Annotated in this window: 16 protein-coding genes; 12 read left to right on the top strand and 4 right to left on the bottom strand. The window is 74.2% G+C overall.

Features of this window, described 5'->3' with window-relative positions:
- Nucleotides 1–617: 617 nt before the first annotated feature.
- The 4 genes from V6U81_RS18000 to V6U81_RS17985 all read left to right on the top strand — a co-directional run bounded on the left by V6U81_RS18000 (nucleotide 618) and on the right by V6U81_RS17985 (nucleotide 5,886).
- Nucleotides 618–1,025: a protein-tyrosine phosphatase family protein gene (locus V6U81_RS18000; RefSeq protein WP_334490814.1), complete on the top strand. Its 408-nt coding sequence runs from the start codon at nucleotides 618–620 to the stop codon at nucleotides 1,023–1,025.
- 267 nt (nucleotides 1,026–1,292) lie between these two features.
- Nucleotides 1,293–3,224 carry a glycosyltransferase gene (locus V6U81_RS17995; RefSeq protein WP_334490812.1) on the top strand — a complete coding sequence of 644 codons (1,932 nt, stop codon included), beginning with the start codon at nucleotides 1,293–1,295 and terminating at the stop codon, nucleotides 3,222–3,224.
- Entirely contained in the window at nucleotides 3,221–4,852 is a 1,632-nt protein-coding gene (locus tag V6U81_RS17990; protein WP_334490810.1) for a glycosyltransferase family 39 protein, read from the top strand. Before V6U81_RS17995 ends, V6U81_RS17990 begins: the two co-directional genes overlap by 4 nt.
- On the top strand, nucleotides 4,849–5,886 hold the full coding sequence (locus V6U81_RS17985; RefSeq protein WP_334490808.1) for a glycoside hydrolase family 6 protein: 1,038 nt from the start codon (nucleotides 4,849–4,851) through the stop codon (nucleotides 5,884–5,886). Before V6U81_RS17990 ends, V6U81_RS17985 begins: the two co-directional genes overlap by 4 nt.
- Before the next feature lie 53 nt (nucleotides 5,887–5,939).
- On the opposite strand, the gene V6U81_RS17980 is transcribed toward V6U81_RS17985, so the two are convergent.
- A complete protein-coding gene (locus tag V6U81_RS17980; protein ID WP_334490806.1) occupies nucleotides 5,940–7,079 on the bottom strand; it encodes a hypothetical protein in 1,140 nt (379 codons plus the stop codon).
- Nucleotides 7,080–7,427: 348 nt separating this feature from the next.
- Here V6U81_RS17980 and V6U81_RS17975 point away from each other — a divergent pair, with 348 nt between their 5' ends.
- The 6 genes from V6U81_RS17975 (at nucleotide 7,428) to V6U81_RS17950 (ending at nucleotide 13,177) form a co-directional block, all read left to right on the top strand.
- Nucleotides 7,428–8,441: an SPFH domain-containing protein gene (locus V6U81_RS17975; protein ID WP_334490804.1), complete on the top strand. Its 1,014-nt coding sequence runs from the start codon at nucleotides 7,428–7,430 to the stop codon at nucleotides 8,439–8,441.
- A gap of 13 nt (nucleotides 8,442–8,454) precedes the next feature.
- Nucleotides 8,455–8,784 carry a hypothetical protein gene (locus V6U81_RS17970; protein WP_334490803.1) on the top strand — a complete coding sequence of 110 codons (330 nt, stop codon included), beginning with the start codon at nucleotides 8,455–8,457 and terminating at the stop codon, nucleotides 8,782–8,784.
- A gap of 38 nt (nucleotides 8,785–8,822) precedes the next feature.
- Nucleotides 8,823–10,067, top strand: a complete 1,245-nt coding sequence (locus V6U81_RS17965) for a D-alanyl-D-alanine carboxypeptidase family protein (RefSeq protein ID WP_334490801.1) — start codon at nucleotides 8,823–8,825, stop codon at nucleotides 10,065–10,067.
- Nucleotides 10,068–10,140: 73 nt separating this feature from the next.
- Nucleotides 10,141–10,923, top strand: coding sequence for a peptidylprolyl isomerase (locus V6U81_RS17960; protein ID WP_334490799.1), 783 nt, complete (start codon nucleotides 10,141–10,143; stop codon nucleotides 10,921–10,923).
- 170 nt (nucleotides 10,924–11,093) lie between these two features.
- On the top strand, nucleotides 11,094–12,332 hold the full coding sequence (locus V6U81_RS17955; protein WP_334490797.1) for a D-alanyl-D-alanine carboxypeptidase family protein: 1,239 nt from the start codon (nucleotides 11,094–11,096) through the stop codon (nucleotides 12,330–12,332).
- Nucleotides 12,329–13,177, top strand: a complete 849-nt coding sequence (locus V6U81_RS17950) for a M15 family metallopeptidase (RefSeq protein ID WP_420884040.1) — start codon at nucleotides 12,329–12,331, stop codon at nucleotides 13,175–13,177. The genes V6U81_RS17955 and V6U81_RS17950 overlap by 4 nt, the downstream gene beginning before the upstream one ends.
- On the opposite strand, the gene V6U81_RS17945 is transcribed toward V6U81_RS17950, so the two are convergent.
- From V6U81_RS17945 to V6U81_RS17935, 3 genes are all read right to left on the bottom strand, one after another.
- Complete coding sequence (locus V6U81_RS17945; protein ID WP_334490796.1) at nucleotides 13,138–13,806, bottom strand: DedA family protein; 669 nt, start codon at nucleotides 13,804–13,806, stop codon at nucleotides 13,138–13,140. The genes V6U81_RS17950 and V6U81_RS17945 overlap by 40 nt on opposite strands.
- Before the next feature lie 74 nt (nucleotides 13,807–13,880).
- Complete coding sequence (locus V6U81_RS17940) at nucleotides 13,881–14,651, bottom strand: ABC transporter permease (RefSeq protein ID WP_334490795.1); 771 nt, start codon at nucleotides 14,649–14,651, stop codon at nucleotides 13,881–13,883.
- Between the two features lie 124 nt (nucleotides 14,652–14,775).
- Nucleotides 14,776–15,813, bottom strand: a complete 1,038-nt coding sequence (locus V6U81_RS17935) for a M36 family metallopeptidase (protein ID WP_334490793.1) — start codon at nucleotides 15,811–15,813, stop codon at nucleotides 14,776–14,778.
- A gap of 112 nt (nucleotides 15,814–15,925) precedes the next feature.
- Between V6U81_RS17935 and V6U81_RS17930 the strand changes: the two genes are divergently transcribed.
- Together V6U81_RS17930 and V6U81_RS17925 are read left to right on the top strand one after the other, a co-directional pair.
- Nucleotides 15,926–16,432 (top strand): DinB family protein, encoded by a 507-nt coding sequence (locus tag V6U81_RS17930; protein WP_334490792.1) that lies wholly within the window; start codon nucleotides 15,926–15,928, stop codon nucleotides 16,430–16,432.
- A gap of 108 nt (nucleotides 16,433–16,540) precedes the next feature.
- Complete coding sequence (locus V6U81_RS17925) at nucleotides 16,541–17,578, top strand: zinc-dependent alcohol dehydrogenase family protein (protein ID WP_334490790.1); 1,038 nt, start codon at nucleotides 16,541–16,543, stop codon at nucleotides 17,576–17,578.
- Nucleotides 17,579–17,581 lie beyond the last annotated feature (3 nt).

Genomic DNA, 17,581 nt, shown 5'->3' with positions numbered 1-17,581 from the left:
AGGTCTCCGCGTACCCGGACGCCTACGCCCAGTGGGAGCAGCAGGCCGCCGACCTCGTCGCCACGCACTGGAACAGCTGACCCCGATACCAACGACACGCTGGCCGGCACCCCTCACGGGGTGCCGGCCAGCGGCATATCCGGATCTTGGACAGTTACCGTCCACCGCTAACCCCAACCGTCCAAGATCTCCCCACCCCCATCCCCCAACCGCGTTGATCATGAGGTTGACGGCAGTGGAAGAGATCCACACCGCCGCTAACCCCATGATCAACAGGCCGGGCCGCGGGCCGCGGGCCGCGGGCCGCGGGCTACGGGGCGCGGGCTACGGGCGGGGGGCGCTGGCCACGGGCCGCGGGCGGGGGTGGGGGAGTGGGGGTGGGGGTGGTCACTCCACGCGGGGGAAGGGTGGGTGGGGGTAGCGTGTTGTGACGGGTGTCGGTGTGTCCAGTGTCCCCGGGCCTCACCTAAATTGCCTTCGCGGAATACCGTTCGGCTGGAGCCGCGTCGTGCCACTCGCCGAGAGGCGACCTGCACACCGACACCTACAGCGCCGCCCCCGACCCGTCAGGGCCGGGGGCGGCGCTGCTCTGTGCCCAGCCGGGGCAGAATCGCGGGATGGAGTGGTCGACGTCGACCGGGCTGGTCGTCCTGCCGAGCGGGGCGACCGTGCGCGGACGCCGGATCGGCGAGCCCGCCTCGACCGCCGACTTCGCCCTGTTGCTGGCCCCCGGCCCCACGCCGGCCTGGCCGTACCGGCGAATCCGTTGGCCTGACTTCTGGGTGCCGCTCGACCGGGCCGACGCCCTGGACGCCCTGACCGGCGCGCTGCACCGGGCACGCGCCGCGGAACGGGTGGAGGTGGCCTGCCGGGGTGGCGTCGGCCGAACCGGCACGGCCCTCGCCGCGCTCGCCGTCCTCGACGGGCTGCCGTCGACGGAAGCGGTGCGCTGGGTGCGCGAGCGCTACCACCCGCGGGCGGTCGAGACCCCGTGGCAGCGCGCCTGGCTCCGTCGGCTGCCCTGACCGCGATTCGCGTAAGCGCCGGAAGCGCTGCCGTCGTGACGCATCGCCCCGGACGGTGTGGTCCTTGTCTCGCCAAGGTTCGCCCTGCTCGCGGGGGGTAGGAGGACGGCGCAGACCCGTTGGGGGGACCTACCTTCCCACCGGGTCGCACCGTGTCGTGGCGTCGACGTCCGACCGGTCCCGGTGGGTACCTCCCGCCTGCGGCAGCGTGGCCGCAACTCCTGACGCGCGCCGCAATCGGCGCGCCGACGTACCCGGAAGGACAGCGTGCATCCGCTCATCGGACTGGCCCGTCGGCGGGAGCCGTGGCTCTTCCTGGCCATCGGCGGCGTCGTGGCGGCGGTCGGCCACGTCGTGCTGCACCTGCTGATGGGGCGGGGCGTCGCTCCCGCGGCCGCCAACGCGGTCCAGCTCGTGCTCACCCTCCAGCTCAGTTTCGTCGCGCACGACCAGCTCACCTGGCGTCGGCGCACCGCGGGCCGGTCCGGCGGGCGGGCCCGCCGGTGGTGGCGGTTCCAGACCGCCCGGGGCGGCAGTGCCCTGCTCAGCCTCCTGGCGTTCCCGTTCCTCGCGCCGGTCACCGGCGTGACGGCCGCGTACTGGGGTCTGCTCGCCGCCGGCACGGTCGTCAACTACTGCTCCGACCACTTCTGGTCGTTCTCCTCCAAGGCAGGTACCCCGATGGCCACTGCGGCCCCCGGTCCCCGTTACCGCGGCGCACGCCGCCGCCCGCTGCCGACCTCGTGGCGTCTCGGCCGGCTGGTCGCCGCGCTGGCCCTGCTCTGCGTGCCGGCGATCCTCTTCCTGGACGTCTTCGTGGTCACCGTCTCGCTGTTCATGCTGACGGTGGCGGTCACCACGCTGGCCTTCCAGCTGTACAAGTGGTGGTTGCCCGAGCACAACGACCCCGACCGGTACGGCGAGCCGGACGCTCCCCGGCTGCCCGGCGTGATCCTGGTGCCGATGCGGCACGAGGAGGCCGTCGCAGGGCACACCCTGGAGCGACTGGCCAACCTGGACCACCCGGACTACTGGGTGGTGCCGATCATCGACCACCCCGACGACCCGGGCACCGCGGCGATCGCCCACGCCACCGCCGCCCGCTATCCGGGCCGCGTGCTGGTGGCGCCGTACCCGGAGGACACCGACGTGCACAACAAGCCGATCGGGCTCAACGCCGCGGTGCGCGAACTGACCCGGCTCGGCGTCCCGTACGAGTGGATCGGCGTCGCCGACGCCGAGGACCTCTTCCACCCCGGGCTGCTGCGGATGGTCGACTACCGGTTCCGGCGTACCGGCGCGGGGATCGTGCAGTGCGGAGTGCAGCTGATGAACTTCAGCGCCGACCCGCGCACCCTGCCGCTGCCCAGCGGGCGGCTGCCCCAGCTGCGCCGCTGGTGGCGGGCGAACAGCTCCGGCTGGTGGCGGGCGGCCAACGTGCTGGAGTACTACAAGTGGTTCCAGTCGCGGCTGAAGTTGCAGGCCGCCACGAAGGTGATGCCGCTGGGCGGCAACACCGTCTTCTTCCGCCGGGAGTTCCTCGAGGCGCTGCGCAAGCGGTACGGGGCGTACTGGGACGAGGACTGCCTCACCGAGGACTGCAAGATCGGCATGGTCGCGTCGGTGCTCGGCTACGACGTCGACGTGGTCTACATCGACGAGATGGTGACCCGGGAGGAGACCCCGGACACCCTGCGCGGCCTGGTCCGCCAGCGGGTGCGCTGGATGCAGGGCTTCATCCAGGTCTTCACCGAGCGGGAATGGCTGGCCCTGCCCCGGCTGTGGCAGAAGATCCTCGCCGTCTACGTGCTCGGCTTCCAGTTCTTCCAGGCGTTCTCGGTGGTCTTCGCCCCGGTCGCGCTGGCCCTGGCGCTGACCCACAAGTCGCCGATCGTGGTGGCGCTGCTGGCCAGCGTCCCGCTCGGCATCAGCCTGCTCACCATCGCGCTGGACGTGCTGATGCTGCACCAGTTCGGGCGTACGTTCGGGCAGAAGGTGCGGCTGCGCGACCACCTCGGCGTGGTGATCGGCGGCTACCCGTACCAGGTGGTCCTCTCGGTGGCCGGGGTGTGGGCGCTGCTGCGGCACTTCTCGGGGCGTACCAACTGGGTGAAGACCGCGCACAGCGGCGCGCACCTGGGCGCGGCGCCCGCGGGCGACGGCGGCCGGGTCCCGGCGACGGCGGGGGTGGGCGCGTGACCAGCACGCTGGAGACGACCGGCAGCCTCGACCTGCGCGACGTGGCCGACATCGACCGGGCGTTGCCGCCGCACCGGCGGGCCCGGGTGGGCCTGCAGGTCTGGGCGGCCCGGCACGGCCGCAGCATCGCGCTGCTGGTCCCGCTGCTCGTCCTGGTGGGAATCGTGCACGCGGTGGGGATGTCCCGCTTCCCGGGGTACGTCGACGACCCGGGCACCTACCTGTCCCAGGCGTGGTCGTTGCGGTACGAGGGGGAGCTCTCGCCCTACTCGTACTTCTACGACCACGCCCCGGGCGGCTGGATCCAGATCGCCGGGTGGGCGGCGCTGACCAACGGCTTCGACCGGTACGACTCGGCGCTCGCCTTCGGCAACGAGTGCATGCTGATCGCCCGGCTGGCCAGCGCCGGCCTGCTCTACGTGCTGGGTCGTCGGCTCGGCTTCGGCCGGGTCGCCGCGTCGGTCGCCGTGCTGCTGTTCGGGCTCTCCCCGCTGGCCGTGGTCTACGGCCGGTGGACGTTCCTCGACAACCTGGTCACCCCGTGGCTGCTGCTGGCGTTCGTGCTCGCGTACTCGCCGCGGCGCAGCATCGCCGCCGGCATCGGCGCCGCGCTGGCCTTCGCCATGGCCGCGCTGACCAAGGAGACCTCGCTGCTGCTGCTGCCCGCGCTGGGCTGGGCGATGCTGCAGAACACCGACCGGCGCAACCGGGCCCAGGTGCTGGTCACCGCCGGCTTCGCCGGTTTCCTGCTGATGGCGATGTACCCGCTCTTCGCGCTCTTCAAGGGCGAGCTGCTCGAGGGGCCCGGCCACAACAGCCTGTTCGGCACCGCCCAGTGGCAGCTGGAGGGCCGGGACTCCAGCGGTTCGGTGCTCGAGGCCGGCAGCGCCACCCAGCAGCAGGTCCAGAACTGGCTCCAGTACGACCACTGGCTGCTGCTGCTCGGCCTCGCCGCGCTCCCGCTGGCCCTGCTGGTGCGCCGGCTGCGCCCGGCCGCCCTCGCCCTGGCCATCGGCTGGCTGGTGCTGGTCCGGGGCGGCTACGTGCCGTTCATGCACGTGATCAACCTGCTGCCGTGGAGCGCGCTGCTGGTGGCCGGCGTGCTCGCCGCCCTGGCCGGCACCCCCGGCCTGGTGCCGACCGGTTGGCTGCGTCGACGCGCGGCGCAGGGCTTCGGGTACGGCTTCCGGGTCACCCTGGCCGGCCTGCTGGTGCTGGGACTGGCCGGCGTGGCGACCTTCTCCTGGGCGCCGGAGCTGCGCCGGATGATGACCGTCACCGAGGAGCCGCCGCTGAAGTCGGCCACCGAGTGGGTGGCCCGCAACGTGCCCCGGGACAAGACCCTGGTCGTGCACGACGCGATCTGGACGGACCTGGTGCACCACTACGGCTACGACCCGCAGCCGGTGATCGTCTACAAGCTCGACACCGACCCGGCGGTGCAGCGCAACGTCAAGCGGATCGACTACCTGGTGCTGCCGGACTGGTACTACCGCACCGCCGACGCGGCGGAGAAGTACCCGACCCTGATGGAGGCCCGCAAGCACGCCGTACCGGTGGCCAGCTTCGGCACCGGCGACGACCGGGTACGCGTGTTCCGGGTCAGCGCGCAGTGGAGGTTGTCGTGAACCGCCCCCGCCGGGTCGTCCCGGCCGTCGCCCTGGCGCTGGTCGCCGCGCTCACCGCCGGCTGCGCCCAGCGGCCCGACACGACGCTGCGCCCCGACCCGCCGGCGCTGACGTACGCGCTGCCGAAGAAGCTGTTCCCGGGCGCCACCCTGTACGCGGACCGGAACACCGCGGCGGCCCGCTGGCAGGCGGCGCACCGGGCGGACTGGCTCGACCCGGTCACCGACCGACCGCAGGCCCGCTGGGTCAACGACCCCCGCGACGTGCCCCCGGTGGCGGAGCTGGCCCGACGGGCCCGACAACGCGGCGAACTACCGGTGGTGGTGGCGTACTGGATCCCCAACCGGGGCTGCGCGAACTTCCGCGAGGGCGCCCCGGACGCGAAGGTGTACCGGGACTACGTCGGCCGGCTGATCGCCGCGCTGGGGCGTACCCGGTCGGCGGTGGTGATGGAGCCGGACGCGATCGCGGCGGACTGCTTCGACGCCGCCCGGGGCGAGCTGCTCACCGAGGCGACGAAGCGGCTGGCCGCCGCTGGCCACGCCGTCTACCTCGACGCCGGGCACTCGAAGTGGCGCTCCACCGGGGAGACCGCGGAGCGGCTGCTCGCCTCGGGCATCACGTACGCCGAGGGGTTCGCGGTGAACGTGTCGAACCGGCAGACCACGGCCGACACCTACCGCTGGGGGCGGGAGCTGTCCGACCTGGTGGGCGGCCGGGAGTTCGTCATCGACACCTCCCGCAACGGTGCCGGCCCGCCGCCCGACGAGCCGGGCCGGGACGACGAGTGGTGCAACCCGCGGCGGCAGGCGCTCGGGGAGGTGCCCCGACCGGTGACGGACCGGCCGGGGCTGGCGGCCGTGCTGTGGATCAAGGGGCCGGGGGAGTCCGACGGGAAGTGCGGCGGCGAACGGACGTACCTGTTCACGCCCACCCAGGCCCGTACCCTGATCACCGGGGCGACCTGGTTGCCGGCGGCCGACCGGGCCGCCGCGCGGGCGGCCCGACCGGCGCCGGTCGTGGACCAGGGCTGACGGGTCGACGGGAGACGTACTCGCGCAGGTGGCGGCCGGTCAGCGTGCCGGGCTCAGTTCAGCGTGCAGGTGGCGAGGTCGACCAGCTCGGCAGGGCGGTTGCCGTCGACCCGACCGATGTCGGTGGCGATCCGGTTGAGCACCGCGATCCGCTTGTCCTCCAACGGGCCGAGGATGGCGTTCTGGATGAAGTTCGGGCCACCCTCCGGCCGGACCGCGAGCCGGGCCAGCCGGGCGTTCGCCTCGTCGATCTGCCGCTGCAGGTTCGCCAGCTCGTCCCGCACCTGGCCGGCCGCCTGGGCCGGCACGGCCGGCAGCCTGTCCTGGACGCTCGGGCAGCTCACCGTCCGAGCCACGCCGGTGCCGGCGTTGCCGGTGCCCGCGTTGCCGGTGCCCGCGCCCGCGCTGCCGTTGACCGGGCTGGCCGCGCCGGGGGCGTTCAGCGTGCACGCGGCCAGGGCGGACAGGTCCGGCCGCTGGCCGCCGGCCCGGTTGATGTCGATGCCGATCCGGTCCAGCACGGCGATCCGCTTGTTCCGCAGCGGGCCGAGGATGGCGTTCTGGACGAAGTTCGGGCCGCCCTCCGGCTTCACCGCCAGCCGGGCCAGCCGCGCGTTGGCGTTGGCGATCTCGCCGTCGAGGTTGGCCAGCTCCTTCTCCACCCCGGCGGCGGCCGCCGCCGGTACGTCGGCGAGCTTGTCCCGGACGCTCGGGCAGTTCACCGTCTGCGCGCCCGCCACGCCGGCGTTGCCGTTGCCGGTGTTCTGCGCGTTGCCGGCATCGGCGCCCCCGGCGCCGCTGGCCAGCGAGCAGCCGGCCAGCCGTTCCAGGCCGGCCGGCGCGGCGCCGCCGACCCGGGTGATGTCCAGTCGGATCCGGTCCAGTACGGCGCGGCGCTTACCGGCGATGTCGTTGAGCTGGTTCTGCGCCTGCTTCGGCCCGCGGGCCAGCCGGGCGTTGGCGTTGGCGATCTGGAGCTCCAGGTTCCTCAGCTCCTGGTTCACCCCGTTCTGCGCGGCTGCCGGCACCGCGCCGAGCTGGTCCGCCACGCCCGGGCAGGACACCGAGACCGGTGTCGCGGCCGCGTTCTCGTCGGCGGAAGCCAATTGCAGTCCCGCGCCGAGCAGCAGCGCCGCGAAGGCGCCGATCCCGGCAACTTTCAGGACAGCGTGTTTCTGCGTAGGCCTGGCCATGTACCTCTCCTCGAATTGGCCGCCGACGATGGCTGCCGAGGGTGCGCAGCCGACGTCGGCGGTGCCGCGTGACGGTGCAGGCGCAGGTGGGACCGGGCGTCGGGCGCGGTCGGCGGGCCCGCCGCGGCGGCATCACCTGCGTACGGAAATCGCCGCCCGGTCGATCCGGCACGGCGGCCGGGAGCGTTTCCATCTGTCGGCCGGGAATACGGGCAGGGGCCGAAGATCGTTCAACGCGGGTGACCGGATCTCGATCGGCGCCGACGTCGGCGGGGCAGGTTGACGGCGGGTGTCAACCTGATCCCGAGGTACGGGCAGGACCCGTGCCCGGTCGGGGGAGGGGCGAAGATGACCACACAGCACAACCGCCGCGGACCGGCGATGCCGTCACCGCGGATCGTGCCGATCGTCGGGGCGGTGCTGGCCGGGCTCACCGTGCTGATCGTGGCGCTGACGATGCTGGTCGGCGGCTTCGACAAGACCGCCGGCGGCGAGGTCGGCGTGGTCCGCAACGGCGGCTGGTTCGACAACAACCGGGTCCGCCAGGTGGTGCCCGCGGGCTCCGGCCGGACCTGGACCGGCCTCTACTCCACCATGCACCGCTACCCGGCCCAGCAGCGCTTCTACACCATCACCTCGGACCCCTCCCGGGGCGAGCGGACCGGCATCGACGTGGTCAACACCCCGTCCAGCGACGGCGTGGAGATGGGCATCGAGGGCACCATCTACTTCACCCTCAACCTCGACCCGGAGGTGCTCAAGGAGTTCGACACCAAGTTCGGCACCCGGCAGTTCCGTGGCGTCGACGGCACCCTGCGCTACGCCTACGACGGGGACGAGGGGTGGAGCAGCTTCCTCGACGCGATCGTCCGCCCGGTCATCGACAACGACCTGCGCATCCAGATCAGCAGCTTCCGCTGCGCCGAGCTGGTCTCCAGTTGTGCGCTGGTGCAGAACGGCGCGCAGCGCGCCCCCGCCACCCCGGGCAACCCCGACGCCGCCGGCCAGGCCAACAACACCAACATCGCCAAGGTCCAGGAGGCGGTGAACACCAGCCTGCCCAAGGACCTCGCCGAGATGCTCGGCGGCGAGTTCTTCGAGGGGATCAAGTTCAACCTCGCCCGGGTCACCCTGCCGGCGACCGTCCAGGAGGCGGTCAACAAGGCCCAGGCGGCGTACGCGGCGGTCAGCGAGGCCCAGGCCAAGGTGGCCCAGGCCAAGGCGGAGGCGGACGCGAACAAGACCCGCCAGCAGGGCTACGACGCCTGCTCGGCCTGCGCCCAGATCGACATCATCAAGGCGCTGCCGCCGGGGGTCACCACGTACGCCCCGGGGGCCGGCGCGACCGTGCCGCTGAAGTGAGCCGGAGGTAGCCGTGCGGGTCGTCGTACCGCTGCTGGGCCTGGGCGTCGCGCTGGGCGCCACGATCCTGACGTATCTGCTGCTGCGGGCGGTCGGCGCCGGGCGGGAGCGGCGGGCCCGCCGGGCGGCCCGCTGGCAGGTGACGCACCACGGGCGGGACGGGGCGACGGTGGTGGCCGTCGTGCTCGCCCCGCCCGGCGGCCGGGCGCTCGACGAGCACGTCGTCGAGCGGATCCCGGACGGCGACCCGGAGTGGACGACGCGCTTCCTGCGGGCCCGGGAGGTCGCCGAGGAGCGGGCCTTCCACCTCAACGGGGGTGCGGCCGGCCTGCCGGGCGGGTGACGTCGAGGGCGCGATCTTGCCCGATAGGGTGCGTGTCCATGAGAGCCCGGGTCCTGGCCGCCGTGACCGCCACCGTCCTTCTCACCGCCGGGACGGCCGTCCCGGCGACCGCCACGCCGCGGGCCGCCGCGCCGCCCGCCGCGGTGCCCTGCCCGAAGCTGGCGGTGCCGCCACCGCCGGTCAAGCGGCCGCCCCGGCCGGTGCCGCCCGCGCCCGTGCCGGAGCAGCGTGCGGTGGGCGGCGAGGCGCTGGCCACCCCCGGGCTGGTAGTTCCGCCCGGCACTCCCGCGCCCCCGCCGGTCACCGCGACCTCCTGGCTGGTCGCCGACCTGGACACCGGCGCGGTGCTGGGCGCCTGCGGGCCGCACGAGTACGGCACCCCGGCGAGCGTGCAGAAGCTGCTGCTGGCCGCCACGATGATGCCGAAGCTCGACCCGAAGCAGGTGGCCACGGTCACCCGGGCCGACCTGGACATCACCCCCGGCAGCTCTGCCGTGGGGCTGCTGGAGAACGGCCGCTACTCCGTGGAGACCGCCTGGCTGGGCCTGCTGCTCCAGTCGGGCAACGACGCCGCCAACCTGCTGGCCCGGCTCGGCGCCGGCAGCGCCCAGGCCGGGGTGGCGCAGATGAACGCCGAGGCGCAGCGGTTGGGGGCCCTCCAGACCCACGCGGTGACCCCGTCGGGCCTGGACGGGCCCGGCCAGTTCACCAGCGCGTACGACCTGGCGCTGATCGCCCGGGTCTGCTTCGCCGACCCGACCTTCCGCCGGTACGCGCTGACCGAGCGCACCCAGATCCCCGCCCAGCCCGCCCTGCGTCAGCCCGGGTTCCAGATCCAGAACGAGAACCAGTTGATTTTCCGCTACCCGGGCGCGCTGGGCGGCAAGACCGGCTTCACCGAGCTGGCCCGGCACACCTACGTCGGCGCGGCCGAGCGCGGCGGCCGCCGCCTGGTGGTCACCGAGCTCGGCGCCGAGGCCCGTCCGGTGCGCGCCTGGGAGCAGGGCGCCCGCCTGCTGGACTGGGGCTTCGCCCTGCCCCGGGACGCCTCGGTGGGACGGCTGGTGGACCCCGACGAGCTGAGCCGGCGGGCCTCCGTCCCCGCGCCGGCGGCGGCGGGAGACCGACCGGCGGCTGCCGGGCCCCCGTCCGACGGCACGCCGCAGTGGCTCGGCGGAGCCGTCGTCGGCGGCGGTGCGGTGCTGGTCGGGGCGCTCGCGGTGCTGATCGCGATCGGAAGGCGGCGGCGGAACCCGCGGGGCCGGCGACGCGCCCAGGGTTGACCGTCGTCGACATCCGGGCAGCCGATCCATAGACTCCGGTCTTTCTGGTACCACGAGTCCAGGGAGGACCCACGTGTCGAGCGAACCCCGACCGCACGCCGTACCGCCACGACGTCGACCGGCCACCGCGCTGTCCCGCCTCGCCGGCGTGGCGCTGGCCTCCGCCGCGTTGATCGCCGCCGGTGGGAGCGCCGCGATCGCCGCGCCGTCCGTCGCGCCGACGCCGGAGCCCACGAGGGGGCCGTGCGCGTACACGCCGACACCCGACGAACCGGCGGCCCGGCCGGTGCCGCTGCCGCCCGACCCCCGGCACACGCCGGACCGGGGGACGGTCCGGGTCACTCTGCGCACCAACCAGGGCCCGATCGGGCTGACCCTCGACCGGGAACAGGCCCCGTGCACCGTGCAGAGCTTCCTGCACCTGGCCAGACACCGGTTCTACGACCGGACGCCCTGCCACCGGCTCACCGCGTACCCCACGCTGAAGGTGCTGCAGTGCGGTGACCCGTCCGGCACCGGCGAGGGCGGTCCTGGCTACCGGTACGCCGACGAGCTGCCCACCGACCTGCCGCCGGCGCCGACCGATCCGACCGGGGTCCGCCGGCTCTACGCCCGGGGCACCCTGGCGATGGCCAACGCCGGCCCGGACACCAACGGCAGCCAGTTCTTCCTGGTCCAGTCCGACTCGGCGCTGCGTCCCAACTACACCGTCTTCGGCACGATCGACGCCGCCGGGCTGGCAACCCTGGACCGGATCGCGGCCGGCGGAATCGCGGCCACCCCGGAGGATCCGGCGCCGATCGACGGCGCGCCGGCCCTGCCGGTCGAGATCTGCCGGGCCACCCGGGGGCACTGAGCCGGCGCCCGGCGGGGCGGCGACTCCGGTCGCCCCGCCAGGCCCGGTTCCCCGGCCTCGGCCGAATGGCGGGCGGCCGGGCCGAGGATCGTACCGGTCCGGCCCGGTCCCTCGGGCGTCTTCCGGCGATCGCCGGGGCGGCCCGGGTCGCCTCGCTACCGTGCGACAGAGTGAGAACCCGGGTCCGTACCACCGCCGTCCTCGCCGCCATCGCGCTCGCCACGGTCGGCGCGCCGCCCGTCACGGCCGCCCCGGCAGCGGCCGGCGCGGTCGTCACCGGGCCGTGTCCCCCCGTACCCGCGGTGTCCCGGCCGTCGCAGCCGGCGCCGCCCCGGTCGGACCCGGCGCAGCGGGCCGTGGGCGGGGCGGAGCTGGCCACCGCCGGCCTGGTGCGGCCCGCGGGCACCCCGGCGCCGCCGGCCGTACCCGCCACCTCCTGGCTGGTCGCGGACCTGGACAGCGGCGCGGTGCTGGGCGGCTGCGGCCCGCACGAGTACGCCACCCCGGCGAGCGTGCAGAAGCTGCTGCTCGCCGCCACCATGCTGCCGAAGCTCGATCCGCACCAGGCGGCCACCATGACCGCCGGGGACCTGGACATCGAGCCGGGCAGCTCCGAGGTCGGACTCGCCGAGGACGGCCGGTACCCGATCGAGACGATCTGGCTGGGGCTGCTGCTCAAGTCCGGCAACGAGGCCGCCAATGCGCTGGCCCGGCTCGGCGGCGGCCCGGACGGACTGGCCGGCGGCCTGCGGGCGATGAACGAGGAGGCCCGCCATCTCGGCGCCCTCCAGACGCACGCGGTGACCGCCTCCGGCCTGGACGCCCCGGGGCAGTTCACCAGCGCGTACGACCTGGCCCTGATCGCCCGGGCCTGCTTCGCCGATCCGGCCTTCCGCCGCTACGACGCCACCCGGGAGGCCATGGTCCCGGCCCAACCAGCGCTGCACGAGAAGGCGTTCCAGATCCAGAACGACAACCAGCTGCTCTACCAGTACCCGGGGGCGCTGGGCGGCAAGACCGGCTTCACCGATCTGGCCCGGCACACCTATGTCGGCCTCGCCGAGCGCGGCGGTCGCCGGCTGGTGGTGACCCTGCTCGGCGCCGAGGTGGTCGACAAGCGCGGCTGGCAGCAGGGGGCCGCCCTGCTGGACTGGGGCTTCGGGCTGCCCCGGGACGCCGCCGTCGGTCGGCTGGTCCGCGCTGGCGAGCTGGCCTCGCCCGCGCCGGCGACCCGCGCCACCCCGCCCGCGCTGGCCGCCGCCGGCGGCCCCGCCCGGCTCGACCCGGTCGGCCACCGCTGGAACCGGCCCGGCCCGCTTGCCGCGCTGTCTGCCGCGGTCCTCGTCGGCGGGGTCGCCGGGCTGCTCCTGGCCCTGCGCCGCCGGCGGGCCGTCCGACGGCACCGGTGACCCTCGGCCGCCCGCGACCCCCGGCCGGCCGCTGGTCGCGGCCGCTGGCCGCCACGCTGGTCGTGGCGGCGCTGCTCACCGGCTGCGGGCGACCGCCCGGGCCCCGGCCCGTGCCGAGCGCCCCGTCACCCACCCCCAGCGGGCCGCGCGCCCCGGCGGACGTCGTGCTGCTGGCCGAGGTCGACCCGAGCATCGCCGTCGACATCCGGTACGCCACCGCGCACAACTTCGTCGGCCGGCCGATCGACGGCTACCCGGAGCCGCTCTGCCTGCTCACCCGGCCGGCCGCCGAGGCGCTGCGCCGGGTCCAGGACGCCGCCCGCGCCCAGGGCCGCAGCCTGCGGGTGTACGACTGCTACCGCCCCCAGCGGGCGGTCGACGACTTCGTCCGCTGGGCCCAGGACCCGGCGGCTCAGCAGATGAAGGCCGAGTTCTATCCGCGGGTCGACAAGGCGAAGCTCTTCGACGACGGGTACCTCGGCACGCCCACCGCGCACAGCCGGGGCAGCACCCTCGACCTGACCCTGGAACCCCTGCCCGCGCCGGCCCGGGCCACCTGGACCGCCGGCCAGCCGCTGGTGCCGTGCACCGACCCGGCCGGACGGCGCTTCGCCGACGGCAGCGTGGACATGGGCACCGGCTTCGACTGCTTCGACGCCCTCGCGCACACCGACGACCGGCGGGTCACCGGGGTGGCCCGGGACAATCGGCAACTGCTGAAGCGGCTGATGGCGCGGGAGGGGTTCGTCAACTACGACCGGGAGTGGTGGCACTACCGGTTCGCGGCCGAGCCCTACCCCGACACCTACTTCGACTTCCCGGTGGCCAGGTCGTCGCTGAGCTGAACCGCCCCGGCCGGCCGGCGGCGGCGAGCCCGTAGCAGCTGCACACCGATCGGCAGGACTGAGACCAGCACGATGCCGATCAGGATGAACTCGATGTTCGACCGGACGAACGGGACCCGGCCGAGGAAGAAGCCGAGGACGGTGACGCCGGTGCCCCAGGCGGCGCCGCCCACCACGTTGTAGACGAGGAACGTCCGGTACCGCATCCGGCTCACCCCGGCCACGATCGGGGTGAAGGTCCGCACCACCGGCACGAACCGGGCCAGCACCAGCGAGCGCGCGCCGTGCCGGGCGAAGAACCGGTTCGCCCGCGCCACGTGCTCCCGCTTGAACAGCCGCGAGTTCGGGCGGCGGAACAACGACGGGCCGACCCGCTTGCCGAACAGGTAGCCGACCTGGTCGCCGGCGACCGCGGCCACCACCACCAACAGGCAGAGCAGCCAGAGCGGCTGGTGCAGGTAGTGCCCGTCGGCGACGAGCAGCCCGGCGGTGAACAGCAGCGAGTCGCCCGGCAGGAAGAAACCGACCAGCAGCCCCGACTCGGCGAACACGGCGGCGAGGACGCCGACCAGACCGAACGCGGAGATCAGCGAACCGGGGTCGAGCAGGCCGGGGCCGGCCTGCGTCATCGCGGTGATTGTCGGCACGGGGGACCTCCGGACGGGGCGTCGGCGTCGGTCCTTCGCGACCGGCACCCTCTCCGCTACCCCCGGCGTCGCGACGGTAACCGTACGGCCGTGCCGAGCACGCCCCGGGCGACCAGTTCGACGGTGCCGGCGACGGCGACCGCCTCCACCGCCAGCAGGGCGACGAGGATCAGCAGCTGGGTGGCGCCCGCCCGGGCCGGGCTGCCCCCGCCGAGCAGCACGCCGACGAACGCGCCGGGCAGGGTGACCAACCCGACCGTACGGGTCTGGTCCAGGGCCGGCACCAGCGCCTGGCCGGCGGGGACGCGGCAGACCTCCAGGGCGGCGTCGCGCGGGCTGAAGCCCAGCGCCAGTCCCGCCTCGTACTCGCCGTGCCGGGTGCGCAGCTCGTCCAGCGCGCGGCGGGCGGCCAGCGTGGTGGCGGTCATCGCCCCGCCGATCAGGATGCCGGCGCCGGGCAGCACTGCCAGGGTGGTGGCGGGCAGCGCCCGGGTGCCGACCAGCAGGGCCAGGGTGGGGGCCACCCCGCCGGCGATCGGCACCGCCACCGGCCAGCCGGTACGCACGCCGCCGATGCGGCGCGCGGCGGTCACCGACGCCACCACGAACATCACCGCGACGAACCCGACCGTGGCCCACCACGAGCCGAGCACCGCGCCGATGACCAGCGACACCGCGCCCAGTTGCAGGACGGCCCGCGCCGAGGCGGTGAGCATCGCGCGGCCCGGCCCGAGCCGGCTGACCGCGACGACGCCCGCGGCGATCAGGGCCAGCGCGGCCACCACCGCGTACAGGGTCGGACCGGGGGAGACCGAGGCGGTGTTCACCCGGGCATTCTCGCCGGTGCCGGGACCTCCCGCCGGTGGGGACGGCGGCGGGGCCGCCCCGGGTTGTCCCGTGACGGCCCCGCCCCGGCCGGCTCGCGCCCGGCCGATACTGCCTCGCCCGCGGTCAGAGGATCCCGCGCGCCTCGAACGCCGCCCGGGTCGCCGAGGCGGCCGGCCCGCCGTACAGCCGCTGCGCGGCGTCCACGGTGGCCAGCGCGGCGTCCCGGAAGCTGGTGTCCTTGGCGAAGGCGAACTGCGCCTCCACGATCAGCGTGCTGGCCTGCCGGTCGCCGAGCGCGCCGCGGATGTCCCACAGCGCCCGGGACCAGATCTCCCCGTCGGCGTGCACCTCGCCCCGCACGTCGGTCGGGTAGACCTTGGTGCCGTCGAGGCGGCGCAGGCAGTGCGGCGCGGTACGGGTGTAGGAGACCGCGTCCCAGTCGGCGACGCAGGCCTCCGGGGTCTTCGTCGGCGTACCGGTGGCCCAACTGGTGACCACGACAGCCAGGTAGTCGGAGAAGGCCTCGCCGATCGAACCGGACTCCAGGTTGGTGCCGAAGCCGGGCACCTGCGCGTCCTGCACCGAGTGGCCGTACTCGTGGACGATCACCTCGGCGTCCTCGGCGTCGTCCACGCCGCCCTTGCCCAGGGTGATGTTGGCCTTGTCCTCGCGGAAGAACGAGTTGTCGCCGCCGTACTGGTCGATGCGCAGCTCGATCTGGCGCTGGTTGACCGGGCGCAGGGTGCCGCCGAAGCCGAGCGACTGCAGGTACGCCTGGGCGGTGTTCACCCAGTGGTAGCCCATCACCTGCTCGAACTGGTCGGCGTCGCGGTGCCAGGCGGGGAAGTTGCCGTCGACCGCGCGGGCCGGCGTGCCGGTCTTGCTCTTGACCACCACGTACCGGCCGGTGAGCGTGCCGGAGGAGTCCAGATTGGTCAGCAGGACCGGCCGGTACGCCCCGGCCAGCGCCGGGTAGTCGGCGTCCTTCTGGTCGGTCAGCGTCTGGTCGCCGAGCTGCTGGACCGGGTTGGGCGCGAAGGCCGTCGCGCCGGCGGTGCTGCCGTAGGGATCGCCGGCGGCCTGGACGGTCGTGCCGCCGGCGACCAGCGCCGCGGTGACCGCCGTGGCGACCAGCGCGGATCGCGTGAGATGGGGGTTCATGCATGATCCCTTCGAGAATGGATCGGTGCGCCGAGACTAGGCTCCGTGGCGACCCCTGCCAACCCTCGACGGACCGGGCGTCGCCGGCCCGTCAGCCCAGTGAGGACCACCTGTGACCACCGAACGGATCGGCCCGCCACTGCGGGCGGGGGAGCGCGAGACACTGCGCGCCTTCCTCGACTTCCACCGGGCGACCCTGGCGATGAAGTGCGAGGGGCTCACCGACGACGAGCTGCGCCGCCCGGCCTCGCCGCCGTCGACGCTGACCCTGCTCGGGCTGCTGCGCCATCTGGCCGAGGTGGAGCGGACCTGGTTCCGGCGGGTGATCGCCGCCGAGGACGTCCCGCTGATCTGGTCGGAGACCGGCGACTTCCAGGCGGCGTACGACCCGGCCGGCTCGACCGGCCCGGAGGCGTTCGAGGTGTGGCGGCGGGAGGTGGAGCACTCCCGTCGCATCGAGCGGGAGGCCGAGTCGCTGGACGTCACCGGCCACCAGGCCCGCTGGGGCGAGGACGTGTCGCTGCGGCTGGTGATGCTGCACATGATGCACGAGTACGCCCGGCACAACGGCCACGCCGACTTCCTGCGTGAGGCGGTCGACGGGTCCGTCGGCGCCTGACCCTCCGGTCCGTCGGGACCTCGGTCCCGACGGACCGGCCCGGAAGACCCTCCCCGCCGCGCACCCCGACGAGAACCGTGGGGGGTGACAACGGCGTGAGGAGGAACCATGAAGGCACTCGTGTACGGCGGGCCGGGCGAGAGGTCCTGGTCCGAGGTCCCGGAGCCGACCATCGCCGGCCCCCGGGACGCGATCATCCGGATCAACGCGGTGACCATCTGCGGAACCGACCTGCACATTCTCGGCGGGGACGTGCCCGAGGTCCGGCCCGGCCGGGTGCTCGGCCACGAGGCCGTCGGCACCGTGGTCGAGGTGGGCGACGGCGTCGGCACCTTGAGCGTCGGCGACCGGGTCCTCGCCTCCTGCATCTCGGCGTGCGGCGTCTGCGCCTACTGCCGCGAGGGCAGCTACGGGCAGTGCCTCGGTGGCGGTGGCTGGATCCTCGGCCACACCGTCGACGGCGTGCAGGCCGAGTACGCCCGCATCCCGTTCGCCGACCTGTCCACCTACCGGCTGCCGGCATCGGTGTCGGACGAGGCGGCCGTGCTGCTGGCCGACATCCTGCCCACCTCGTACGAGGTCGGGGTGCTCAGCGGGCAGGTGCGCCCCGGCGACACCGTCGTGGTGGTGGGCGCGGGCCCGATCGGTCTGGCCGCGATCCTGACCGCGAAGCTCTACTCCCCGACGCGCATCGTCGCCGTCGACAAGGCGCAGAGCCGGCTGGACGCGGCGAAGCGGTTCGGGGCGGACCTGACCGTGCTGGCCGACGACGATCCCCTGGAGACGGTCCGCTCCGTCACCGGCGGGCTCGGCGCCCACGTGGTGATCGAGGCGGTCGGCACGCCGGCCAGCTTCGAGCTCTGCACCGAGCTGGTCCGCCCTGGGGGTCGGGTCGCCAACATCGGCGTGCACGGCAAGCCGGCGACCCTGCACCTGGAGCGCTTGTGGATCCGGGACGTCACCATCACCACCGGCCTGGTCGACACCCACTCGACGCCGAGGCTGCTCGACATGCTCGTCGCCGGCCAGTTGGACACCGGCAACATGGTGACCCACCGGTTCGCCCTCGACGAGATCATGACGGCGTACGACGTCTTCTCCCGGCCGGCGGAGACCGGCGCGCTGAAGGTCGTGCTCACCCGCTGAGGC

This window comes from Micromonospora lacuserhaii, from assembly GCF_036902735.1.
In the GTDB taxonomy this organism is placed as follows: Bacteria; Actinomycetota; Actinomycetes; order Mycobacteriales; family Micromonosporaceae; genus Micromonospora.
The sequence above is the reverse complement of the archived record's forward strand: the minus strand, read 5'-3'. Positions and strand labels throughout refer to the sequence as shown.